The organism is Bacillus alveayuensis (genome assembly GCA_030812955.1).
Taxonomy (GTDB): Bacteria; Bacillota; Bacilli; order Bacillales; family Aeribacillaceae; genus Bacillus_CB; species Bacillus_CB alveayuensis.
This window is the reverse complement of record JAUSTR010000006.1, coordinates 72745-96402: the sequence shown is the minus strand read 5'-3', so window position 1 is coordinate 96402 and position 23658 is coordinate 72745. Positions and strand designations below refer to the sequence as shown.

Sequence of the window (23658 nt, the reverse complement as noted above, 5' to 3'; positions counted from 1 at the left end):
GGCAAAGAGAAAATATCAATATTGTGCTACATGCATTCATTTTCTAGTGAAAAAGGAACAATCCAAAACGACATATCAATGTAAGCGACTAGGTTATGAAACAAAGCCGTACTATACATTTAACTGCTGGACACCAAAACAAAACGTGGTAGAATTGATGAGAAAGAGGGGGGATCAACCATGACAGAAGTTCATAAAGAAATTACAAAACATTCAAATCGTCAACATCAGCTAATTAAATCTTTTATCGCTTTAGAAAGAATGCGTGAGGAGTATATTGATGAAGCGGTCCAACGTTGCTTACAAAATAAACCATTTTCTGTTGATAAAATAAATGCTGTAACGGAAGAAATCAATCAGTTAGCAAAGGAAGGAATCATTCCAACGCGAAAACATGTTACGATCGAAATGGTCAAAGAGTACGTTCAAAGAAAATTTCAACATGAAGTATGAAGTGAAATGAATGAGATAAACTAATCGTGATCCCTCTTGAAAGGAGGATTAATCACGATGGGGCGTACAAAGCAAGGAAATGCAAATGCACAACGCAACAATAATGCCAAAAAGAAAAATGAGTTGAATCAGCCATTTCCCTCATATGCCGCTAGAGAAGTTGAAAAAATGTCCAGTGATCAAAAAGAAGAAGAGTGACCTAAATAGGGTCACTTTTATTATTGCTTTTCGACTGTCCATATACTGAACAATGCACGAGGTCGGACAAATCACCTTTGTCCGACCATCGACATTTGTTCGGTTCACGTCACACTACGCGTAACATAGCAAGCGTATCGCTTGCCTGACAGTCGAAAAGCTATAAACCTTTTAGAAACAACCAAGAGCTTTGACTCCCAACCCATGTATGAAAAAGTTTTTTACAGAAAAAGAGCCTTTTTCAAACAGAACGATTTTGTTCAGGCTTTTTCAATCTCCATATTGAATCATGTGGAAGCTCTGAGATGATCATGGCCAAAAAGATTAGTAAGCAACCAATTCCACTTAATATGGTTAATCGTTCATTTTGATAAATAAAGGCTGTAATGGCAGCAAAAACAGGTTCCATGGCAAAAATTAAGGCAACTCGGGAAGCAGTTGTATAGGCTTGAAATTTTGTTTGCACGACAAAAGCGTACGCTGTTGCTAATAATGATGTAACGAATAAGGCGATGATGACTTTTGTATTGGCGACCATATTCCAATTTATTGGATATTTCCAAATTTCAAATAAAAAAGAAGCAATAAAACTAAATATAGATACTGTAAAAATTTGAACAATCGTTAATGGATAAGCTTGAAGTTTTTTTGAATATTTATCAGTAAAAATTATATGAAATGCAAATGCGAAAGCACAGAATAAAACAAGTAAATCACCTAAATTTAACTTTGTAAAATCACCCATTGTTAATAAAAATAACCCTATAGTACCCATGATCGCACCTACAATCGATAAGGGCTTTAACTTTTCTTTTAATAACCAAACGGATAGAAAGGGGACCATCATAACACTTAAGCCAGTAATAAATCCAGCCTTTGAAGAGGTTGTATACATAAGCCCAAGCGTTTGGAATGCGTAACCGAAAAAAAGAAATAATCCAAGGATGAATCCGTTTATGAAAATAGTACGTGTAAATCGAATATGATATGTAGGATGGATCATTAATATCGTTAAAAATACACCTGCCATGGCAAAGCGTATACCGTTAAAAAGATGAGGTGGGAGAATTTGGATTGCATTTTGCACAACAACAAACGTCACACCCCAAATTAAAGCAACACTTAATAATAACACGTCTGCCATCAGCTGTTTTTTCATCTTTTACCACTCACTATCCATTTAAACGAATGGCTTCTTTAGCTAATTGATCTGCTTTTTGATTTTCTTTTGCAGGAATCCATTTGATAAAAAATAAATCTAGTTGATCAATATAATGTAGGGCTGTTTGTAATAAACTTGCAAAAGGCTCCTTTTTGGCAAAGCGCTTCTCAACAGCACGTTCTACCGCTTGGGAATCTGTACGAAAGGAAACGCTTTTATATCCTTTTTCGAAACAAATTTCCAATGCTTTCACAAGAGCTTGAAACTCTGCTTCATGGTTGTTCATCGAACCAAGTGGTATTTTGTATGTTTCTTGAAGATTCGGACCTTTTATATAAATTCCAGCACCGGAAGGACCTAAATCCCCTGCACTCGCACCATCTATATACACTTCTAACAAGCTATTCACTCCTTCTACTTTTACATAAAATTGATGTGATGATGGATAAATGTAATATAAAATTGCATAATAATAGATAAAAAATGTGTAAGTAATGATGGCCTTATAAGGATTTTTTTTAAGTTTCGTTTCGTATTATAGCATAAATAGGAGATGATCATTGCTAAAGGGGTTGAATTTTATGACGGTTCATATAAAATGGGTATATCAGCCTGTTAAAAGTAAAGACGTAATGCTCATTATTTAGCATAATCGGAAATAGAAGGGATGGAGAATTAAAGAGGAGAACCGTTTACAATTGAAAATGAATTCAGCGGAGTTGGATCATATGGACAAAAAGCAAGTAATTGAACAAATAACAGAACTGATGGATACGTATTGTATAGATTGTTTTTTAAAAAAACATTTTCGAAAAGAGTTCGGAAAAACATATGCTCATTCTTTTTGTATTAATCAATGTACCGTTGGACAGAAAATCAAGGAATTTGGCAGTCAATTATTATAAAAATCCACTGAACATGTATAATCAGTGGATTTTTTCAGTTAAGGTTCCTCTTTATACGCTTCTTCTAGTTGATGCTCACATTTTTGGAGCAATTGATTTTGCTTTTCGACAAAATCTTGGTCAAATTCAGAAATGTTATGCACAAATGAATCGTATAATCGTTTTGCATCAGAAATCGCTCTTTTTGCATCATCCATCAATTCAGGGTCCATGTTCATCGTCGCTTCTCCGACCATTTTTTGAGCTGCTTGAACAGCTAACTGCAGCTGTTTTCTTTCATTAAATCCACTTATGAGATGGGTATGATTGATTTGATCCATCTGTCGACACCTCCTATCATTAGGATAAGAAAAGAATCAAAAACTATTCAAATTCAAAAATGATTAAGTAAAAAGAAGGTGGTTTTATAAAGATATTGAATTTTATATATTGTATACATATTTTAAATTGTATGAATTTTTATGAGGAGTGAAAATTATTATATGGAAAAAACATATTTGCTTGAAGAAAATATTAAAAAAGCGTTTCAAGAATTACACAATGATTTGGAACAGTTAATTCATATGGCGTATGGTCAAGAAGGATTGAACGAACGTGAAGTGAGGCAGATTGAGCACAATATGAAGCAAAATTTGAAGGCGATTGAATATTTTATGATTTTTTATAAACATTGTAAAAAGAAGCAAAACGAGTAAGAGATTGTCTAACCCTCTTATCAAATGTCCGTCAATGGTTTTTTTACACATCTTCCAGTTATTGTTTTTGTGAATGTCTAAATACGTATTTTCTTTTTGTTTTTGCCTTCAAACTAAAAAGAGGCTTATTTCAGCCTCTTGTATGGTAAGATCGTTTGCGATCTCAATTTTTATAATTTCACCACGTTTGCAGCTTGAGGTCCACGATTTCCTTGTACAATTTCAAAAGAAACTGCCTGACCTTCTTCTAAAGATTTAAATCCTTCTCCTTGGATTGCAGTGAAGTGTACGAATACATCGTCTCCACCTTCCACTTCAATGAATCCATAACCTTTCTCATTGTTAAACCATTTTACTTTACCATTTTGTTGCATACTTCTTTTTCCTCCTAATTACTTGCACAAAGCGTGCGTAAAAAATTTTCATCATTTAACTTGAATATTATGCAACAAAAAAGCTCACATGAACCTTAAAGCTGCGAAAATATTCTGCTAAATGATGTTTCTAATATACAATATTGGAAGTGCTAAAGTCAAGCAAATGACCTTTTTATTTCGACCATGAAATTATTCGGTTTTATTACGTTGTTCTTTATTTCGTTTGTTCCCTTTACTATTGTCACCAGATATTGAGAAGGACTGAAAATCAGCATTAGGACGATTTTGATTTTCGCTTCCTTGATTTATTTTTTTTGTCATATATTCCACCTCCACCTTTTATTTTGTATGAAAAGCATACATTTCATTCCTATTGCACGTTTTTGTTTAATTTCATAGAATGGAAGAAAATGAAAGGAGTTATGGTGTATGGGTCAACCGATGTGGCATTTAGAGGCAGCCCATCAATGGGATTCATTTGCAGAGGGATGGAACTCCTCTAGCCAAGAAATGTGGGAACAAGGAAGTCGTAAATCAATTGTTCCATTTATGAAACGATATATTCCTAAAGGAAAAGCAATTTTAGATGTAGCATGTGGTGATGGTTATGGCAGCTGGAAATTAGCACAAGAAGGGTACATTGTGACAGGGACTGATATATCGCAAAAAATGATAGAGCTAGCTAGAAAGCGTTCAGAAAAAAGGAATATTCAGTTTATTAAAGCAGATATGGTTCAATTGCCATTTACCGATCAGACGTTTGATGCGATTATGGTTATTAACGGACTGGAATGGACAGAAAAACCTTTTCAGGCATTGCATGAACTGAAACGAGTATTGAAAAAAGATGGTTTTCTATGTGCAGCGATTTTAGGTCCGACCGCACATCCTCGAAAACATAGCTACAAGAGGCTATATGGAAAACAAACGATTATGAATACGATGATGCCGTGGGAATTTCAACAGTTAGCCATCGAAAACGGCTGGAAGCTGATCGGAGAAGAAGGGGTCATGAAAAGGGGAGTAAATTCGGAAATGTTGGCACAGCTTCCAAACGAATTGAAGCAAGCTTTATCATTTATGTGGCTTTTTATGCTGCAAAAATAAATTCACAAAAAAAGCTTTCAGGGAATATGATTCCATGAAAGCTTATTATAAAATGTTTATGGGATTAAAAATTGACGGAGCCATAGGAAAGGTAAGCTCGTTCTTTTATTTTTTCCGATTCCGTCAAAATATCTTGTAAAATCGTATCAACAGCATTTTTATGGTGAAGCTTTTGAATATTGCGTTTCATTTCTTCAATCAATGATGGATTATTTAATAAATTCTCGACAACATCGTAAATTTGCTCGCTCTTTGTCACAATTTTGGCAGCCCCATTTCGTGCGAAAAATTCAGCATTTTCCTTTTCTTGACCAGGGACTGGCTTGTATAAAATTAACGGTACGCCAATGGCTGCTGCTTCACTTAACGTAATGCCACCAGGCTTTGTAATCATGCAAGAGGAAACCCGGAAAAGTTCATCAATACGTTCAACATATCCAAAAACTTTAAGTTTTTTTGGATGTTCTTCGGCAAGTGGCTGAAGCTGTTCACGTAAGGAATCATTTTTACCACAAACAATAACCGTTTGTAGTTTATGATGATGTAAAAACGATTCACAAAGATCTTTTACGTTTTTTAACACTCCATGAGCTCCAGCCACAATTAATAATGTTTTTTTATGAGGATTTAACTCATATTTTTTATAAAGTGATGCTTTATCCATCGTTTCTTCAAATTGTTGGCGAATCGGGATGCCGGTTACTTTTATATGTGACGGTAAAACACCTTCATTGATTAATTTTTCTTTTACTTCATCTGTTGCTACATAATATTTATCTATATTTCGATGGATCCATATTTTATGTAAACAAAAATCTGTTAATACATTAAAGGTTGGGATGACTTTTCCTGTGCGACGTCGATACTCCGGTGCAACGATTAATGGGAAGGTATTAATAATAAAATCTGGTTTTTCAGTTGTTATTAGCTCATGAAGACGTTTATTTCCCATCTTATAGTAAATATTCATCACTCGCTTGTCATACATTTTGTCGACACCGTAATAAAATAATCGGTAAAATTGCTTTCCGACTGAAAAGCTTTTTAAATATAAGTATTTTGTTACTTCTGTAATGATAGGATGGGATTCTTGATAAAGATCAGAAACGACCACATCCATTCCTAACTGCCTGCACTTTTCTTCAAGTGTTTTAGCAACTTGAATATGTCCATTTCCATAATTCGCAGTTAGAATCATTACTTTTGGATTGTTCCTCAAATCACAATCACCTCAACAAACAGCAACCATTCTTTTTCTTTGGCTCTTTTCGAAAAGATTGTTGCTTTTAGCTTTTCGACTGTCAGGCAAGCGATACGCTTGCTATGTCACGCGTAGTGTGACGTGAACCGAACAAATGTCGATGGTCGGACAAAGGTGATTTGTCCGATCACGTGCTTTGTTCGGTTCATGGATAGTCGAAAAGCAACAAAGTTTACGAAAAAAGCCTTTTCTATTTAATAACAGACTACCATAGAAATATTATGAGAAGATAAATTTATTTTTAAAGGAATTTCACAAATTACATAAATGTAAACGTTATATTATTTTTTGTTGAAAAATGTTACATTTTTATTTTATACAGCTATTATAACAAAATGAATGATAAAATATCACATTATTCCCAAATATAAGGAGTTTCTTGATATACATAATAATTTAACCAGTTCACAAATAATAAGTTTGCATGTGAACGCCAACGATGCAATGGCTCTTTTGTAGGATCATCATTCGGAAAATAATTTTTAGGCAGGTCAATGTCTAACCCTTTTGCTAAATCTCGTTCATATTCATCTCGTAATGTTGTTGCATCATATTCTGGGTGGCCTGTTAAGAAAATATGCTTTCCATCTTTAGATGCAATTAAACAAACTCCCGCCTCTTCTGATCGAGACAGTATTTCCAGATCAGGAATGCTATAAAGTGATTTCGTATCAATATCAGTATGTCGTGAATGTGGCGCTAAATAAATATCATCAAAACCTCTTAATAATTTGACAGATGGATTGGTAATCTTATGTTCGAAAATGCCAAAACATTTCTTTGGTAGCATAATTTTATTTATACCATAGTGATAATACAAGCCGGCTTGTGCTCCCCAACAAATATGCAATGTTGAAGTGACATGCTCTTTTGTCCAAGCAAAAATAGTCGTGAGTTCCTCCCAATAATTCACCTCTTCAAACGGGAGTTTTTCAACTGGTGCCCCTGTAATAATCATACCATCAAATTTTCGATGGCGGATTTGTTCAAAGGTTGTATAAAATTGATCTAAATGGTACTTACTCGTATTTTTTGGTGTGTGAGTTTTCGGTCTTAAAAACGTAATATTTACTTGTAATGGTGAATTTCCTAAAAGACGCAAAAGCTGTGTTTCGGCTTTTTCTTTTTCTGGCATTAAATTTAAAATTAAAATATTTAACGGACGAATATCTTGTGTATAAGCACGCTTTTCATCCATAACAAATATATTTTCATTTTCTAATATTTCCTTTGCGGGCAAATGAGAAGGAATGTTAATTGGCATTTTTAAGCCTCCTTGATTTTCTAAGTGTAATGACCATTTTAAGGATTCTCCAAGTATTTCTAATTATAGAAAGATAACGGTCATATTTCAATTTTAGATTTGTTAATATGGAGATGTTAGCAAAGTTTTATTTTAAAATGATTTTAGCAGATTTATTACAAAATGAAAGAGGGATTTACATGAAGTTGAAAACGGCAATAAAATCAGACCTTGAAATCGCTCAACATGCAACATTAAAATCGATTGAAAAAATAGCTGATCAGCTTGGAATTGAAGAAGATGAGCTAGAGCTATATGGCAAGTATAAAGCGAAGCTATCTCATCGAATTTTAGAGAGGCTAAAGGATCAGAAGGATGGAAAAATCATATTAGTCACGTCCATTAACCCAACACCAGCAGGGGAGGGGAAATCAACCGTTACAGTTGGGCTCGGTCAAGCTTTACATAAATTAAATAAAAAGGTCGTCATTGCATTGCGTGAGCCATCTTTAGGACCTACGATGGGGGTGAAAGGAGGAGCGACTGGAGGTGGTTATTCACAAGTTCTGCCAATGGAAGATATTAATTTGCACTTTACTGGAGATCTTCACGCCATTACAACGGCAAATAATGCGTTAAGTGCCTTTATCGATAATCATATCCATCAAGGCAATGAATTGAAGATTGATCACCGAAGAATCGTCTGGAAACGTGTGTTGGATTTAAATGACCGCGCATTAAGAAATGTAGTCGTAGGTCTTGGCGGACCGGCACATGGTGTTCCTAGGGAAGACGGGTTTGACATTACTGTAGCTTCTGAGATTATGGCTGTTCTATGTTTAGCTACTAGTATAGAAAATTTGAAGGAACGGTTATCAAAAATGGTCGTTGCCTATAATATCGACAACGAACCGATTACCGTGAAGGATCTTGGAGTTGAAGGGGCACTCACTCTTTTATTAAAAGATGCGATTAAGCCAAATTTAGTTCAAACGATTGAACACACTCCTGCCATTATTCACGGTGGACCTTTTGCAAACATAGCACATGGCTCAAATAGTGTGATAGCAACGAAAATGGCTGCGAAATTAGGGGATTATGTTGTGACAGAGGCAGGTTTTGGTGCAGACCTTGGCGCAGAAAAATTTTTGCATATTAAAGCACGGTCAGCTGGAATTAAACCAGAAGCAGTTGTTATTGTTGCCACAGTTCGTGCTTTAAAAATGCATGGTGGGGTTCAAAAAGAAGATTTAAGCATAGAAAATATTGAAGCTATTAAAAACGGTCTACATAATTTAGCCAAACATATTGAAACGATTCAAAACTTCGGCTTACCTTATGTAGTTGCGCTAAATAAATTTACTGGTGATACGGAAAAAGAAATGAGTACGATTATGGAATGGTGCCAAAATCATAATCATCCTATCGCCTTAACGGAAGTATGGGAAAAAGGGGGCGAAGGTGGGATTGACTTGGCGAAAAAAGTTATCCAACAAATAGAAAAGAAGGAAAACCGCTTTAGTTATTTGTATGAAGAAGATGATTCAATTGAGGATAAAGTTTTAAAAATTGCTAAAAATGTTTATGGAGCAAAAGGTGTAGAGTATACAAGCAAGGCGAAAAAACAACTAGAGGAAATGAAAAAGAATGGTTGGGATAAGCTCCTTGTTTGTATGGCCAAAACTCAATATTCCTTATCAGATGATCCAAAAAAAATAGGTCGTCCAACGAATTTTACGATTACCATTCGCGAGTTTAGGCCATCTGTCGGAGCAGGGTTTATCGTAGCCTTAACAGGGGAAATTTTATCAATGCCTGGGCTTCCAAAACATCCTGCTGCATTAAAAATGGATGTCGATCCATCCGGAAATGCAATAGGGCTATTTTAAGGTGATAATGATGTTTGATCCGACTGTTTTTGATCATTTAAAAACGGTTTTAGAAGGGGCTATTTATGACGAGGATATAGCAGGAGAGCTATTTGTTATAAACCGAGAAGATTTCGTTAATTTAGCCTTGATGTCTAGAACATTTCGAATTTCCTTTAAAACAGATGTCGATTCTCCTTGTTCTGCAACGGTGATTCTTCACTATCCAAATGAGCAATTATATGGAGAGATATCGGAAACCATCCGCGATCCGGTCTGCCATGTTTCAATTGAATTTGAAAGAACGATTTCACACCTATTTACAGTGTCAAAGTATTGTAAAATTCTTGAGGAGAATTGGCATCCGAACACTATTTCAACGCTCATTCAATATGACCCTTTTCAAAAAGAAAAGAAGGTGTATTTGATTCGATTTTCGCTTTCGAATCCTCACTTGATCAGTGAGGATCAAATAGAGGATATGGATCCGATCATTTTGAACACAATAAATTCTTTACGGGAATTGTCAAGCTGAGTTCATCACACTTACCATTTGCTGTATTTAATACGTTCACCGAGAAATCTTCCAGATCAAAGTGAAGTGTAGGTGAGAAAGGATAACTAATCTCCAATCTGTACGTAAAGATCAAAGTATGGAAAATCGACGCAGATTGAAGGCGGAAAAAAATGAAAAGTTTAACAGCAATGATGTAAGCTCGAAAAGTACCAAGTCATTGCGAAAAGGAAAACCTATGTAGTATGCTTTTATTGAAAATGAATCGAAGGAGTGATGATCGTGTCATTGGTATATGAAGAATATATGCGCCAGTTAGTGAAGCCAATGCGCCAAGAATTAACGAATTCAGGATTTCAAGAATTGTTAACTCCAGAAGCCGTTGAACAATTTATGGAAAATGTGAGCGGGACAACACTTGTTTTCGTCAATTCAGTCTGTGGCTGTGCAGCTGGCCTTGCTCGACCTGCCGTAACGCAGGCTTTATTAAGAAGTGAAAAAACACCTGATCATCTTGTTACAGTATTTGCAGGTCAAGAGAGGGAAGCAACGGCTAAAATGCGTGAATACTTCGTAGGTTATGAACCATCTTCTCCATCCATAGCATTATTAAAGGATCGAGAAGTCGTCCATTTTATTCCTCGACACGAAATAGAAGGAAATACGTTGGAAGGGGTTATGGAAAATTTACTCCAAGCATTTGCACAACATTGTTAAAGGATGCCCTCAGTTTTATTTTCTGTCTCTCACCGTTTCATAGCCTAATTTTACTTAAGCATTTATTCAAAATTTATGAGTAATTTTTTTCATGAGCATCATAATAATGGGTGGAGGTGTCAACAGCATGACGAAACGAAAGAAAGATCCATCCACGATAGGTCTGAATTCCTCTCAGGTTGAAGGGCAGGGTACGACTAGAAACGAATTAGGAATATCGAAAGATTCATCACGTAAAAAACAAAAAAGATTTTAAACGAAAGAAACTCATGGTACTCCATGAGTTTCTTTAGTCTGTAATTTCCATTATGATTAAATAAGCAAGGGTAATAAAGCTTCCGACGATAAACAAAGTTTCGAACATATCAATCCCCCCAATTTTTTAATCTCATATGTACAATTTAGCCTATCTTATTTTACTCTTTTTCATGCTAAATTTAAACCCTTTCAATGAAAACATCACAATGGAAGTGGGTGAATTGAACAAAAATTCATATATTGTACTTATTTGTATGGTAGAATAATAGACAAATAGAATATTTAGGAAGGTATACCATGATGAAGAGATGGGTACGGAAAACGCTAGTTCTTTTATTTACGATCGTGACATTTGGTCTCGTTTCACCACCTGACATTTTATTGGCAGATGAAAACACATCAGGACCATCATCGCAAGAGTCAACGAGTACAGTTGCCATTTTCTCAGATCCGTATCATGATGAATCAAACTTCATAGAAACGTTTATCGCCAAAGCTGAAAAACAATCGTTTGAGAAATTCGGAAATCGCATTGGACCAGTGATTGAAGATGAGTTTAAATCGATTATTTTTCCTAAAATGGAAGAAGTAATCAGACATTTTTTAAAAGTGGAAAAAGAAAATTTTGAACATGTGATGATTTCATCTAAGCCGTCCGGGGGAAAAAGCGAAAAAATTTTTCACATTTATGATGAAAAAACAGGAAATGATCTTATTCGTTTTCATGTAAGGGTTGACCACCCGCCTCAAGAAGGATATTGGTTTAATTTTCACTATCACACTTATCACGATCATTTTCAAACCCATTACCATTTAGGTAAGATTTATTGGGATCGCAACACACCACCAAACTGGATGACACATTAAAGGATGGAGGGAATCAAATGAACAAGTATACGTTACAGGAAATGATAGAAATGACGAAACAATCTCTTGAAGAGCGAGGTGTCACCATTACAGATATTGCTGAAATTGTCATGAAGCTACAGCAAAAATATATTCCTGATATTACAATTGATGAATGTAAAAAACATATTGAAAATGTCCTGAAAAAACGTGAAATTGTTCACGCCGTTTTAACTGGAATTGCCCTTGATCAAATGGCTGAACAAAAATTATTACCAGAGCCATTACAGCAATTAGTTGAAACGGATGAACCTTTATACGGTATTGATGAAATATTGCCTTTATCAATTGTTAATATATACGGCTCGATTGGTTTTACGAATTTTGGATTTTTAGATAAAGAAAAATATGGAATTATCAAAAAACTAGATTCAGAAAAAAATGGTCGTGTGAATACGTTTTTAGATGATATTGTGGCGGCCATTGCTGCAGCTGCTGCAAGCCGAATTGCTCATCATCATCGCGATCAAATGGATAAACAACTGTCAGAAACGTTAAGCCAGTAAGTACGCAATTTGGCGTACTTTTTTCATTGCATGCTACGAGCATATAAAAATATCGATCATTGATTTTTTTTAGTATGAACCATAAAATAAGAAAGAATGTAGTCATGAGGGATTAGACAAAGAAGGATGTGTCGAGGGTGAAACAATATTTAGATCTTTGTCAGCATGTTTTAAAAAATGGGGTTGAAAAAGACGATCGAACAGGGACTGGTACTATTAGCACATTTGGATACCAGATGAGATTTGATTTATCAAAGGGATTCCCGTTATTAACGACGAAAAAACTTCATTTAAAATCAATTATTTATGAGTTGCTATGGTTTTTAAAAGGCGATACGAATGTCAAATACTTGCAGGAACATGGCGTAAGGATTTGGAATGAATGGGCAGATGAAAATGGAGAACTAGGTCCAATTTATGGATACCAATGGCGGTCTTGGACAGCAGCTGATGGCCGAACAATTGATCAAATAACAAACGTTATTGATGAAATTAAACGAAATCCTAATTCGCGCCGATTAATTGTAAATGCATGGAATGTCGGGGATCTAGATAAGATGGCATTACCGCCATGTCATGCTTTCTTTCAATTTTATGTGTCAGAAGGGAAGCTTTCCTGTCAATTGTACCAACGTTCAGCGGATGTTTTTTTAGGAGTTCCTTTTAACATCGCTTCATACGCCCTGTTAACGATGATGGTCGCACAAGTGACAGATCATCAACCAGGGGAATTTATTCATACTTTTGGTGACGTTCATATTTATAAAAATCATCTTGACCAAGTAAAGCTGCAGCTAACTAGAAAACCAAGACCATTACCGAAAATGCACTTAAATCCAAATGTAAAGTCCATTTTCGACTTCAAATACGAAGACTTTGTCCTTGAAGGATATGATCCACATCCACATATTAAAGGAGAAGTTAGTGTATGATTTCCTTTATTTTTGCAATGGATCGAAATCGTTTAATTGGTCAAAATAATCAACTGCCGTGGCATCTCCCCGCCGACTTAAAATATTTCAAAAATATGACAATGGGACATAAAATTGTCATGGGAAGAAAAACGTTTGAATCCATTGGGCGGCCATTACCGGGAAGAGAAAATATTGTGTTATCAACGAATCGTCACTTTCACCCAGAGGGTTGCCAAGTTTTTTATTCAATGGACGAGTTTTTAACTTTTGCCAACAAACATCAAGAGGAAGAAATTTTCGTCATTGGCGGAGCGAATATTTTTGAAAAACTATTACCATACGCAGACCGTTTATATATTACGGAAATCGACGAACAATTTACAGGAGATACTTATTTTCCTCCGTTCAATTTGGAAGAATGGAAAAAGATTTCATCAATAGAAGGAACAGTCGATAAAAAAAATATTTATCCGCATCGTTTTGTCATATATGAACGGTTTTAATTGCCTCTATTAAGGGGCATTTTTTTATCAAAATGCAGTAAAATGTCAACAGAAGAAAATAATTTATGGAAAGAAGCATTAAATATTTACAAAAAAAAACGTTATTCGTTCTTTATTTTTTGAAAATTCATGTTATAATGTACGAATTAAAGAATGATGTAAAGGGTAGGGATGTACAAATGAGTCATGTCACAAAGGTTGAACTAAACGTCCAAGTAGAAGATATTTTGAAAGCTCATCAAGCATTGAAAGATGTTGTGATCCATACACCATTAGAACGAAATCGGCAATTATCGGAAAAATACGAATGTAACGTCTTTTTGAAACGTGAAGATTTGCAAATGGTTCGCTCTTTTAAAATTCGTGGTGCTTATAACAAAATGAAGCAATTAACAGACGAGGAAACAAAAAATGGAGTCGTCTGCGCAAGTGCTGGTAATCATGCTCAGGGCTTTGCTTATTCGTGCAGAGAGCTGAAAATTCATGGAAAAGTATTTATGCCAACGACAACACCAAAACAGAAAGTTTCTCAAGTGAAGCTGCACGGGAAAGAATATGTCGAAATTGTCTTACACGGTGATACATTTGACGATGCCTATGAAAAAGCAGAGGAATGTTCAAAATTAGAGAAACGAACATTTATACATCCTTTTGACGATCATCATGTGATTGCCGGTCAAGGGACATGTGCCATTGAAATTTTAAATGATTGTGAAGAACCGATAGATTATTTGTTTGCCAGCATCGGTGGCGGAGGACTTTTTGCAGGTCTAGGAACGTATTTTCGCAGTGTTTCACCTGATACAAAATTAATTGGTGTTGAGCCAGAAGGAGCTCCAGCAATGGCGAAATCGCTGGAAGCAGGAGAAGTAATTACCCTGCCGGAAATTGAAAAATTTGTTGATGGAGCTGCAGTACAACGTGTAGGAGAGTTGACCTTTTCGATTTGTCGAAATCTTTTAGACGACATTGTATTAGTACCTGAAGGGAAAATTTGCACGACGATCTTAAACTTATATAATGAAAATGCGATTGTGGCAGAGCCAGCAGGTGCATTGCCTATATCGGCATTAGATTTTTATAAAGAACAAATAAAAGGGAAAAATGTTGTTTGTGTTGTTAGCGGGGGGAACAATGATATCGGACGGATGCAGGAAATAAAGGAACGATCATTAATTTACGAAGGACTTCAGCATTACTTTATAGTCAATTTTCCGCAGCGCGCGGGGGCTTTACGGGAATTTTTAGATGAAGTGTTAGGTCCAACTGATGATATTACTCGTTTTGAATATACGAAAAAGAACAATAAAGATAGCGGACCAGCTTTAGTTGGGATAGAATTAAAGCATCGCGAAGACTATGATGGATTGATTGAAAGAATGAAAAAGAAAGGATTTCCATTCACAGAAGTGAATAAAGATAGTAATTTATTTCATTTATTAATTTAATGAGGAAAGGGTCCCTTTTGATTGGTAGATATACATTGGCAATTAAAAATATACGGAACCTATATTTTGGTGACAAATTTCAACATACTTTTCAGGAGAAAGAAGGTATAATATAAGAAACGGGTATAAAGAGGGATTGATAATTTGTTACTAAAAAGCCTAGAGTTCAAAGCGAAAAATGGACAGAAGGTTAAGATCATTGAAATTCCAGTATTGGAGGATGATAACTCTTACCGTTTCATGTTAAACCTTCGACTGCAAACGTTTTTGTTAACGATTTATGGTACAAAGCAGCCAAAACGCGTTTATTCCTTTCGCGAATATTTAAAACGAGTATTAAAATGGCCAGACTTTGAAGCAATATATCAAATCAATTTGTTACGAAATAATGCGTAATGTGGAACGAGGCTGTCCCACAAGTGTTGGATTGTGAGGCTGACACTTAGCTTTCGGGACAGCCTTGTTCATTTTTTTAATGGAACGAAATAATGAAATACAGGCATCCAATTTTCATATGGTTCTTGAAACTTTTATGACATCTTCGTAATTTTCTTTTGAATCTTAATGGAATTTGCTAAACTTTTTAAAAAAAGGCTCTTTTCTAAAAAAGATTATTGCTTTGCAGTCGAAAAGCAACAATATTTACGAAAACAACCTAAAGAAAGAAAGGTGTAGTACGATGAAAAAAATAGTTTTTGTCGTTTCGATGATTATTTTACTTTTATTATCAGCTTGTGGCGATTCGAAAATAGAAGGAGCATTAAATTATGAAGTGCAAAACTTTTCTTATATAGATCAAAATGGTGATTCATTCTCATTAGAAGATTTAAAAGGAAAAGTATGGATTGCTGACTTTATTTTTACAAATTGTGAAACTGTCTGTCCACCAATGACTGCTAATATGACTCAATTGCAGCAAATGGCTGAAAAAGAAGGAGTAGATGTTGAATTTGTCTCTTTTAGTGTGGATCCTGAGGTAGACACACCAGAAAAATTAAAAAAGTTTGCAGAAAATTATCCGCTCTCATTTGAGAATTGGCATTTTTTAACTGGATATAATCAAGAGGAAATTGAGAATTTCGCAATGGAAAGTTTTAAAGCGATCGTACAAAAACCGAAGGAAAACGATCAAGTAATTCACGGAACTAATTTTTATTTAGTTGATCAAAACGGAATTGTGTTAAAAAGCTATAATGGTGTGGAAAATCCTCCTTATGACGAAATAATTGAAGATATCAAAACGATTCAGTAAAGGGCTTTTGCTTTTTGGCAAGTCCTTTTTTTGCAGTTTTACAAGGATAAATGCAGCTTTTGCTTCCTATCTACAGCCGAATATGAAAATGGTTTTAATGATAAGCATACCGAGAATATGATATAATAAAATCCCCTCCATATGTATTGGCAGGTGACCAACCATGAACAAAAAGTGGATTTTTTTTCCTTTTATTTTTTTGATTTTATTTGGTTGTTCTGCTCTAAAAGTAAATTTATTATCAGATAAAACGAGCAGTTTAAAAGAGAAAGACCGTGTTTATGTTGCGGTACAAAAAAAACTAAAAATGGTGGCAATTGGTGATTCTCTAACAGAAGGAATTGGAGATAAAGAAGGGAAAAATGGCTACGTTGGCAGGGTTCAAGAATTATTGGAGCAAAATGAATATATAAAAGAAGTTGAAACCGTAAACTTTGGTGTAAAAGGATATAAAACGACGAACTTATTAAATATGCTAAATAAGGATGATGTGAAGAAAGAACTGGCTGATGCTGATATTATTGTATTGACGATAGGTGCCAATGATTTAATGAAAGTGATGAAGAGCAATATATTTTCATTAACCTATGAACCGTTTCGGAAAGAAAGGGAAAATTATCAAGAACGTTTAAAAGATATATTCCATGTTATACGATCGTACAATAAACATGCGAATTTATATTATATTGGGTTATATAATCCTTTTCAATTGACTTTACCAGATGTTCCTGAAATCGATGTCATTGTTCAAGAATGGAATGAAACGTCCGCTGAATTGGTTGCAAAAGATTCAAAAGCAACTTATGTATCGATTGTAGATATTTTTACTCAAGATGGAGAACGTCTTTTATCAGATGATGAATTTCATCCAAATGAAAAGGCATATACTTACATAGCCGAGAGGGTGTATGAAGCAATTATACGAGATAGGAAGATCAAGCATGAATAAATGGAAGGTATCATTTATCCTATTGCTTTCAGTCAATATCATTGCTTTCTTGTTTGTTGTGAGTTTAATGAATATTCCGAAAGAAACAAAAAAAATAAAACCGATGACAATAAACGAGAATGATTATGCTGTTATTCAAGTAATGGCAGATAAACAAACGGTTACGAATCTCGTAAACGAATATTTACAAAAAGAAGCAAAGGAGCAACCATTAGCTTATCAGATTTCTATTGAAGAGGATGTTAAGCTATATGGATCATTAAAGGCATTTGGTCGCGAATTGCAGCTAACGATATCGTTTATACCAGAAGTAACAGCTGATGGAAATGTTGTTTTATCTGTTCATAACATGTCTGTTGGAAAGCTATCTCTTCCCATATCCTATGTTCTAAAATATGTCGAAAAGCATTATGAACTGCCGGAAGCAGTAACAATTGATTCCGCTGACGGAAAAGTAATTGTGCATTTAACAGACATAACATTGCAAAATAATTATAAAATTTTAGCCGGAAACATTGATCTGAAACAAGATCAGATTTCTGCAAAGCTTTATGTTCCGTATCATTTTTTAAAATAGACGTTATAATTTGAACCCTCTTTGTTGGCTTTTTGAGGAAAATCAAAGCTGCCTATATAGCCGAAAGCCAATGACACAATAGATGGCTCATCTAATCGAATGTACATTTTTATTGTCATGGCGTTTCTTCCATTGGCTTTTGGGCAGCCTTTTTTCAGAAAATTTAGGAGGCGAAATATTCTTCATTGTCTTGCATCCGAACATGCATTAAAAATGAATTCGTAATCCTTTTGGATAAAAGTTTTTTAAAATTCCTTTTGTCTCTTTCCCCCATCCAATTGGAAATTGATCGACCGTTAATAAAACCCAACCCCGATCTTTTCCTGTTGCCATTGTTTCCCCACGAATATACTTTTTCCATTCCTGTTCTGTTGAAGACATCTCATAAACGTGTTTGACATCGGAGGCAGATAACGATAGAGCGAGATGGTGACTTGGTTCAAAGCGATTCTTTTTAAATTGGCCAAGATGAAGTCCTTTTCGAATGACTTTTAATGATCCAAAATCAGGTGAATGTTCAGGTAATAGAAAAAGCTGTTGTTTTTGAATCGAAAAAGTACCTCTTAGCGGCTTTGTTAAGACCTGTTTTTCAAAAGAAAGAAAATCCGTTAAATCACGTTGTTTCACGATATTTTTTTCATATTTTATATTAGAAATCTTTATTTCTTCATCATTCTCTTTTTTCAGCTTTGCGACAAAATGTCCTTCACCTTTTATTTTATGTGGCCACAATCGTATACACTTTTTCATTTCTTTTCTTTGATTAAGAGTCCAATCGACGCGGCCAACTTCCATGCCAGCGTCTTTTGGAACTTCCATGAGGGACATATTTGGGAAATTTTCTACAAACCATTCGATGACTTGCTCGTTTTCTTCTGGTGAAAAAGTGCAAGTGGAGTAAACGAGCTCACCACCTGGCCTTAACATTTTGTAAGCACTTTTTAAAATCTCCTTTTGAGTACGAGCGCATCGTAGGACATGCTCTTCGCTCCAATATTTTATCGCTTCTTCGTCTTTGCGAAACATTCCTTCGCCCGAACATGGGGCATCAACTAATATTTTATCGAAAAATTGTGGGAAATGATCAGCGAGCCTCTCGGGTGTTTCATTCGTTACAACACAATTTCGAACGCCTAGACGTTCGATATTTTCAGCTAAAATTTTCGCTCGTTTTGGATGGATTTCATTACTTACTAATAGCCCTTCGTTTTTCATCATTAATGCCAGCTGTGTAGACTTTCCACCTGGTGCTGCGCATAAATCTAACACGAGCTGGCCAGGCTGAGGTTGCAAAATTTTCACAGGTACCATTGCACTAGGCTCTTGTATGTAATAAACACCGGCATAATGATACGGGTGTTTACCAGGTTCATCCTTCTTTGCATTGTAATAAAATCCATGTTCATAAAACAAAATGGGTGAAAGGTCAAATGGAGAATTGTTTATAAAGGACTCCTTGGAAATTTTGAGTGGATGAATTCGAAGTCCACTTACTTTCGGTTCTTTTAAGGCTTTGAAAAAACTCTCCGATTCGGATTGAAGTAATGATGCCATTTTTGTTATAAATGGTTTCGGTAGTGTCATGTTAAATACTCCTCTCCTTCCGTACACTATTATAGCGAATTTTATAAGCGCGGAGAAACTGTCCATTTGTATATATAAAAAATGATTGAATTCTTCCTTGACGTGTATCTTATAATAAGAGAAAATTAACTTTTAGGATGGTTATTTTTTTTCTATTTATAAGAAGATAATACAATAGGCTCCTTTTGATGAAAATGAAAGAAAAGAAGGGGGATATATAGATGAATAAAATTTTCATTACAGCAAGCATCATTACATTTTTAATTGCTATTTACTTTGCTGGAATTGCTTATAAAATATATCTCGGTGGAGATCTAGCGTATGATTTAGATGAAATATATATGAATATAGGATACTGTGCATTGTTTTTAAGTATCGGGGTCTATTCACTTCACTTAAGAGACCAAAAAAAGCAGAAAAGATAACCACTTCTGTCATAGAAGTGGTTTTTTTCGTGTCATTGTTTAGTATATATGATTTAAGATGAGTGACCTCTCTCTTTTCTACCAAATAAGTCCGGACTATCCATCTTGAGATAGGAGAAGTTCTAATGATGGTGTCCCGTTTGAAAATCCGATCGCAAATAATGAATAGGCTGTATCTGAATCAAACTTTAGATTTCGATGAACGAAAACTTCATCTGCTGTGCCAGCATAAATAGGGAAGATTTTGTGATTTTTTATTTGTGCATTTTGTTCAATATATTACGGTTGTTAGTAAATGGTTTCATAGCTTTTCTTCGAGCGGTGATTCGAAAATCATAAGTTCACACTTTATTACAACCGTTTAATTTATAATTGCTCTGTTTCCATTTTGAATCAACTACTATCAAAACTTTTCTTGGAGGGGAAGGCATTACGGAAAATCAGATGAAAAATTTTATTGAACGGAGAAAAAAACGATAAATCTCTATACAATTAGTTTTATTATTAGTATGATAGATCAGGGAAAAGATAGAAAAGGAGAGTGAAAATCGTTTATGAATAGCGGTAGTACGATCGATCCAGAGTCGATACGAAGGAAAAAAGGCAGATCGTATTCCTTTCCAAGGCTGCTGTTCGTAACCGATTTGAGCTCTTGGGAAGGATAGCTGCCTCAAGCAGGAGGTTATGCTACATGTTAAATATTTATATTTCCAAAATGAATGGAGAACTAGAAGAAATTGAGGAGATTCAAAATGGATGTTGGATTAATTTAGTTTCACCAACAGAAAAAGAAATTCAATTTGTTTCCAATCAGTTGCAAATTCCTATTGATTTTATTAAAGATGCTCTTGATGATGAAGAGCGTTCTCGTATAGAAAAAGAGGATCATCACGTATTAATTATTGTTGACATTCCAATTGTATCAACGGATGATGTAGGTGCTACCATTTATGATACGATTCCGATTGGAATGATCATAACGGAAACATGCTTTATTACCGTTTGTCTACAACAAAATCCTATTTTTGAGCAATTTGCTCGAAATAAAGTTAAAGGATTTTATACGTATATGAAAACGAGATTTGCATTTCAGTTATTATATTTAATATCCACATATTATTTACGATATTTAAAACAGATTAATCGGAAAACGAGCGAAATTGAAAAAGAACTTCATCAATCGATGAAAAACAAGGAGCTTTTTTCCTTGTTAAGTTTAGAAAAAAGTTTAGTTTATTTTACGACTTCCTTGAAGGCAAATAATATCGTCATGGAAAGATTGCTTAGGCTCAATTATTTAAAAATGTATGAAGATGATCAAGATTTGCTACAAGATTGTATTATTGAAAATAAACAGGCTATTGAAATGACAGAAGTCTATAGCAGTATTTTAAGCGGGATGATGGATGCTTTTGCTTCAGTCATATCCAATAATGTTAATATCGTCATGAAATTTTTGACCGCCATTACGATTGTTCTTTCCATTCCTACACTTGTTGCCAGTTTTTATGGGATGAACGTACCACTGCCTTTTCAACACGAGCAGCATGCATCTTTGATTCCGTTTAGTATATCGGTCTTACTTTCAAGTATAACAGCTTTTATATTTTGGAAAAAACAATATTTCTAACGTTTATGCCAAAACATATGTAAAGACTTTCGTGATTTTTCTAAATGAATAGGCGGATACACATACGATACAAGCATGCCTAAACATAAAGTAAAACTGTAATAACACTTAAAGTGAGGAGTGGAAAATGATGAACTACAGTCATCACGAAAGTCCGTATTACTACCAGCAACCAAATATGCCATACTACGGTGCCCCATGCGGGTATGGTTATCCATATTATGGAGGAAGCAGCTTTGTTTTAATTGTCGTTCTGTTTATCTTGTTAATCATTGTCGGTTCTGCCTATATTAAATATTAAGATCACAAAAGGGGTCTACCCAACTATTGTGGGTGCAGACCCCTTATTGTTAATGTAAACTTATTTTAAATAATTGTTGACATATTTCACTCCTCTTTTTACCATTAATGTATAAACAACAATTGGGGAGTGAATCTCGTGGGAGTAAAGTGGCTACAGTTGGCTGATCAGGTCATTAATGGTTATATTATTTCAAGGGATGAGGCGTTAGAAATTTTACATACGCCAGATGATGAATTGTTGCTTTTACTTCAAGGAGCCTACCAAATTAGAAAGCATTATTACGGCAATGATGTAAAGTTAAATATGATTATGAATACAAAATCGGGATTATGTCCAGAAGATTGTGGCTACTGTTCACAATCAGCTGTTTCGACAGCACCTATTCAAAAATATAAAATGCTTGATAAAGAGAGTATTGTCAAAGGTGCGAAACAAGCATATGACTTAAATGTAGGGACTTATTGTATTGTGGCTAGCGGAAGAGGGCCGAGTGACAAAGAAATCGATCATGTAATTGATGCGGTAAAAGATATAAAGGCACAATATGGGTTAAAAATATGTGCTTGTCTCGGGATCTTAAAACCAGGTCAAGCTGAACGATTAAAAGAAGCTGGTGTTGATCGTTATAATCATAATTTGAACACATCGAAAAATCATCATGAAAATATTACGACCACTCATACGTATGATGATCGTGTTCAAACCGTTGAGAAGGTGAAGAAAGTAGGAATTTCTCCTTGTTCTGGTGTCATAATCGGAATGAAGGAAACAAAAGAAGACGTCGTAGATATGGCGTTTAGCTTAAGAGAGCTCGATGCAGATTCTATTCCTGTTAATTTCCTGCATGCTATTAGCGGCACACCTCTTGAAGGGACAAATGAATTAAATCCACGCTATTGCTTAAAAGTTTTAGCATTATTCCGTTTTGTCAATCCAACAAAAGAAATTAGAATTTCCGGGGGAAGAGAAGTGAATCTTCGTTCATTACAACCGTTAGGTCTTTATGCCGCAAACTCTATTTTCGTCGGAGACTATTTAACAACAGCTGGCCAAGAAAGTACAAAAGACCATGAAATGTTAAAGGATTTAGGTTTTCACATTGATTTTGTGAACGAAAATGAGGAGACACTTGCTTAGTTTAAGGCTCTTTTCTAAAAGATTGTTGCTTTATGATTATAGCTTTTCGACTGTCATAGGCAATCGATACGCTTGCTACACGCTATGAAAAGCAACAAAGTTTACGAAAACAGCCAATCAGAAGCTGCTAAAGGAGCTGCTATAAAAGCAGCTTCTTTTTTGCTATAATGGAAAAAATGTTGTTAAAGGTGAGGTATGATGAAATCATTCTATCAATTTTTACTAAAATTCCGCCATCCGAAGCCAAGTGATGCAATTAGTCAATTTGCCAATGATGCGTACAATGATCATAGCTTTCCTAAATCGTCTACTAATTATCATGAAATAAGCTCTTATTTAGAACTAAATGGCCATTACCTGGATAGTATGAGCATTTTTGATGAAGCATGGGAAAAATATGAATTAGAATCATTTGGACAAAAATAAGCAATTCAATTGAATATGGGTGACAAAATATTTTATACTTCCAAGCTCTATATCGCTTAAATAAAAAGCGTTTTCATTGTGATGCAAGGGCTGTCTCAAGAGTATTTGACCTTATTTGTATTTCAACATGTAGGGTTTGACATGTACTTTTAGGCCAGTCTCTTTTTTTTTGGCTCTTTTCTAAAGAATTGTTGCTTTACAATTGCTTTTCGACTGTCAGGCAAACGATACGCTTGCTACACGCAATGAAAAGCAATAAAGTTTACGAAAACAGCTTTTTACGTTAAAAAAGTGATACTTGACATCATGGATCTTCATTACATATTGGTAATATTTGTA

The 23658-nt window shown here is 34.9% G+C and carries 31 protein-coding genes; 23 read left to right on the top strand and 8 right to left on the bottom strand.

Translation table 11 applies throughout. The features are described from left to right. The first annotated feature begins 180 nt into the window (after window positions 1-180). On the top strand, window positions 181-453 hold the full coding sequence (locus J2S06_RS09350) for a DUF2533 family protein (protein WP_044896313.1): 273 nt from the start codon (window positions 181-183) through the stop codon (window positions 451-453). A gap of 57 nt (window positions 454-510) precedes the next feature. Further along, on the top strand, window positions 511-651 hold the full coding sequence (locus J2S06_RS09345; protein ID WP_200894735.1) for a hypothetical protein: 141 nt from the start codon (window positions 511-513) through the stop codon (window positions 649-651). A gap of 241 nt (window positions 652-892) precedes the next feature. On the opposite strand, the gene J2S06_RS09340 is transcribed toward J2S06_RS09345, so the two are convergent. Continuing rightward, window positions 893-1810 (bottom strand): DMT family transporter, encoded by a 918-nt coding sequence (locus J2S06_RS09340; RefSeq protein WP_044896311.1) that lies wholly within the window; start codon window positions 1808-1810, stop codon window positions 893-895. A 13-nt stretch (window positions 1811-1823) separates the two neighbouring features. Beyond that, window positions 1824-2213: a reverse transcriptase-like protein gene (locus J2S06_RS09335; protein WP_419152104.1), complete on the bottom strand. Its 390-nt coding sequence runs from the start codon at window positions 2211-2213 to the stop codon at window positions 1824-1826. A gap of 328 nt (window positions 2214-2541) precedes the next feature. On the opposite strand from J2S06_RS09335, the gene J2S06_RS09330 reads away from it, so the two are divergent. Then, a complete protein-coding gene (locus J2S06_RS09330; RefSeq protein ID WP_083979412.1) occupies window positions 2542-2718 on the top strand; it encodes a zinc-finger domain-containing protein in 177 nt (58 codons plus the stop codon). A gap of 38 nt (window positions 2719-2756) precedes the next feature. Here J2S06_RS09330 and J2S06_RS09325 read toward each other — a convergent pair whose 3' ends face one another. Then, window positions 2757-3038 (bottom strand): DUF2564 family protein, encoded by a 282-nt coding sequence (locus J2S06_RS09325; protein ID WP_419152103.1) that lies wholly within the window; start codon window positions 3036-3038, stop codon window positions 2757-2759. Window positions 3039-3200: 162 nt separating this feature from the next. Between J2S06_RS09325 and J2S06_RS09320 the strand changes: the two genes are divergently transcribed. Further along, complete coding sequence (locus J2S06_RS09320; protein WP_044896307.1) at window positions 3201-3413, top strand: hypothetical protein; 213 nt, start codon at window positions 3201-3203, stop codon at window positions 3411-3413. Between the two features lie 170 nt (window positions 3414-3583). Here the strand turns inward: J2S06_RS09320 and cspD are convergent, their stop codons facing one another. Together cspD and J2S06_RS09310 are read right to left on the bottom strand one after the other, a co-directional pair. Continuing rightward, entirely contained in the window at window positions 3584-3787 is a 204-nt protein-coding gene (gene cspD / locus J2S06_RS09315; protein WP_044896306.1) for a cold-shock protein CspD, read from the bottom strand. A gap of 192 nt (window positions 3788-3979) precedes the next feature. After that, a complete protein-coding gene (locus tag J2S06_RS09310; RefSeq protein WP_268753066.1) occupies window positions 3980-4111 on the bottom strand; it encodes a hypothetical protein in 132 nt (43 codons plus the stop codon). Window positions 4112-4219: 108 nt separating this feature from the next. On the opposite strand from J2S06_RS09310, the gene J2S06_RS09305 reads away from it, so the two are divergent. Beyond that, window positions 4220-4897, top strand: coding sequence for a class I SAM-dependent methyltransferase (locus J2S06_RS09305; protein ID WP_044896305.1), 678 nt, complete (start codon window positions 4220-4222; stop codon window positions 4895-4897). Window positions 4898-4961: 64 nt separating this feature from the next. Here J2S06_RS09305 and J2S06_RS09300 read toward each other — a convergent pair whose 3' ends face one another. Together J2S06_RS09300 and metA are read right to left on the bottom strand one after the other, a co-directional pair. Beyond that, complete coding sequence (locus J2S06_RS09300) at window positions 4962-6116, bottom strand: diglucosyl diacylglycerol synthase (RefSeq protein WP_152643049.1); 1155 nt, start codon at window positions 6114-6116, stop codon at window positions 4962-4964. A gap of 397 nt (window positions 6117-6513) precedes the next feature. Further along, window positions 6514-7422 (bottom strand): homoserine O-acetyltransferase MetA, encoded by a 909-nt coding sequence (gene metA / locus J2S06_RS09295; protein ID WP_044896304.1) that lies wholly within the window; start codon window positions 7420-7422, stop codon window positions 6514-6516. A gap of 179 nt (window positions 7423-7601) precedes the next feature. On the opposite strand from metA, the gene J2S06_RS09290 reads away from it, so the two are divergent. The 13 genes from J2S06_RS09290 to J2S06_RS09230 all read left to right on the top strand — a co-directional run bounded on the left by J2S06_RS09290 (window position 7602) and on the right by J2S06_RS09230 (window position 17813). Then, complete coding sequence (locus J2S06_RS09290; protein ID WP_419152102.1) at window positions 7602-9290, top strand: formate--tetrahydrofolate ligase; 1689 nt, start codon at window positions 7602-7604, stop codon at window positions 9288-9290. A gap of 10 nt (window positions 9291-9300) precedes the next feature. Next, complete coding sequence (locus J2S06_RS09285; protein ID WP_044896303.1) at window positions 9301-9804, top strand: hypothetical protein; 504 nt, start codon at window positions 9301-9303, stop codon at window positions 9802-9804. 261 nt (window positions 9805-10065) lie between these two features. Then, complete coding sequence (locus J2S06_RS09280; RefSeq protein WP_044896302.1) at window positions 10066-10500, top strand: BrxA/BrxB family bacilliredoxin; 435 nt, start codon at window positions 10066-10068, stop codon at window positions 10498-10500. A 91-nt stretch (window positions 10501-10591) separates the two neighbouring features. Continuing rightward, entirely contained in the window at window positions 10592-10756 is a 165-nt protein-coding gene (locus tag J2S06_RS09275; RefSeq protein WP_407638523.1) for a YuzL family protein, read from the top strand. Between the two features lie 302 nt (window positions 10757-11058). Further along, complete coding sequence (locus J2S06_RS09270; RefSeq protein ID WP_044896324.1) at window positions 11059-11625, top strand: YpjP family protein; 567 nt, start codon at window positions 11059-11061, stop codon at window positions 11623-11625. 17 nt (window positions 11626-11642) lie between these two features. Further along, entirely contained in the window at window positions 11643-12170 is a 528-nt protein-coding gene (locus tag J2S06_RS09265; RefSeq protein WP_419152101.1) for a phosphatidylglycerophosphatase A family protein, read from the top strand. Between the two features lie 137 nt (window positions 12171-12307). After that, window positions 12308-13102: a thymidylate synthase gene (locus tag J2S06_RS09260; protein WP_044896300.1), complete on the top strand. Its 795-nt coding sequence runs from the start codon at window positions 12308-12310 to the stop codon at window positions 13100-13102. After that, window positions 13099-13587 carry a dihydrofolate reductase gene (locus tag J2S06_RS09255; protein ID WP_044896299.1) on the top strand — a complete coding sequence of 163 codons (489 nt, stop codon included), beginning with the start codon at window positions 13099-13101 and terminating at the stop codon, window positions 13585-13587. The genes J2S06_RS09260 and J2S06_RS09255 overlap by 4 nt, the downstream gene beginning before the upstream one ends. Before the next feature lie 179 nt (window positions 13588-13766). Then, the gene (gene ilvA / locus J2S06_RS09250; RefSeq protein WP_044896323.1) at window positions 13767-15035 is read left to right on the top strand and encodes a threonine ammonia-lyase IlvA; all 1269 of its coding nucleotides are present in this window, start codon (window positions 13767-13769) and stop codon (window positions 15033-15035) included. A gap of 144 nt (window positions 15036-15179) precedes the next feature. Continuing rightward, window positions 15180-15431 (top strand): DUF2535 family protein, encoded by a 252-nt coding sequence (locus J2S06_RS09245; RefSeq protein ID WP_419152100.1) that lies wholly within the window; start codon window positions 15180-15182, stop codon window positions 15429-15431. A gap of 283 nt (window positions 15432-15714) precedes the next feature. Then, a complete protein-coding gene (locus J2S06_RS09240) occupies window positions 15715-16287 on the top strand; it encodes an SCO family protein (RefSeq protein ID WP_419152099.1) in 573 nt (190 codons plus the stop codon). A 163-nt stretch (window positions 16288-16450) separates the two neighbouring features. Continuing rightward, entirely contained in the window at window positions 16451-17236 is a 786-nt protein-coding gene (locus J2S06_RS09235; RefSeq protein ID WP_419152098.1) for an SGNH/GDSL hydrolase family protein, read from the top strand. Beyond that, window positions 17229-17813 (top strand): YpmS family protein, encoded by a 585-nt coding sequence (locus tag J2S06_RS09230; protein WP_044896296.1) that lies wholly within the window; start codon window positions 17229-17231, stop codon window positions 17811-17813. Before J2S06_RS09235 ends, J2S06_RS09230 begins: the two co-directional genes overlap by 8 nt. 207 nt (window positions 17814-18020) lie before the next feature. Here the strand turns inward: J2S06_RS09230 and J2S06_RS09225 are convergent, their stop codons facing one another. Further along, on the bottom strand, window positions 18021-19397 hold the full coding sequence (locus tag J2S06_RS09225; protein ID WP_419152097.1) for an RsmF rRNA methyltransferase first C-terminal domain-containing protein: 1377 nt from the start codon (window positions 19395-19397) through the stop codon (window positions 18021-18023). A 221-nt stretch (window positions 19398-19618) separates the two neighbouring features. On the opposite strand from J2S06_RS09225, the gene ypmT reads away from it, so the two are divergent. From ypmT to J2S06_RS09200, 5 genes are all read left to right on the top strand, one after another. Beyond that, complete coding sequence (gene ypmT / locus J2S06_RS09220) at window positions 19619-19822, top strand: protein YpmT (RefSeq protein WP_044896294.1); 204 nt, start codon at window positions 19619-19621, stop codon at window positions 19820-19822. Window positions 19823-20513: 691 nt separating this feature from the next. Further along, window positions 20514-21452, top strand: a complete 939-nt coding sequence (locus tag J2S06_RS09215) for a magnesium transporter CorA family protein (protein ID WP_419152096.1) — start codon at window positions 20514-20516, stop codon at window positions 21450-21452. A 178-nt stretch (window positions 21453-21630) separates the two neighbouring features. Then, on the top strand, window positions 21631-21753 hold the full coding sequence (locus tag J2S06_RS09210) for a YjcZ family sporulation protein (protein WP_083979411.1): 123 nt from the start codon (window positions 21631-21633) through the stop codon (window positions 21751-21753). 138 nt (window positions 21754-21891) lie between these two features. Next, window positions 21892-22893 carry a biotin synthase BioB gene (bioB, locus tag J2S06_RS09205; RefSeq protein WP_044896290.1) on the top strand — a complete coding sequence of 334 codons (1002 nt, stop codon included), beginning with the start codon at window positions 21892-21894 and terminating at the stop codon, window positions 22891-22893. Between the two features lie 198 nt (window positions 22894-23091). Further along, window positions 23092-23319, top strand: a complete 228-nt coding sequence (locus tag J2S06_RS09200) for a YozE family protein (RefSeq protein ID WP_044896289.1) — start codon at window positions 23092-23094, stop codon at window positions 23317-23319. The last annotated feature ends 339 nt before the right edge of the window (window positions 23320-23658 follow it).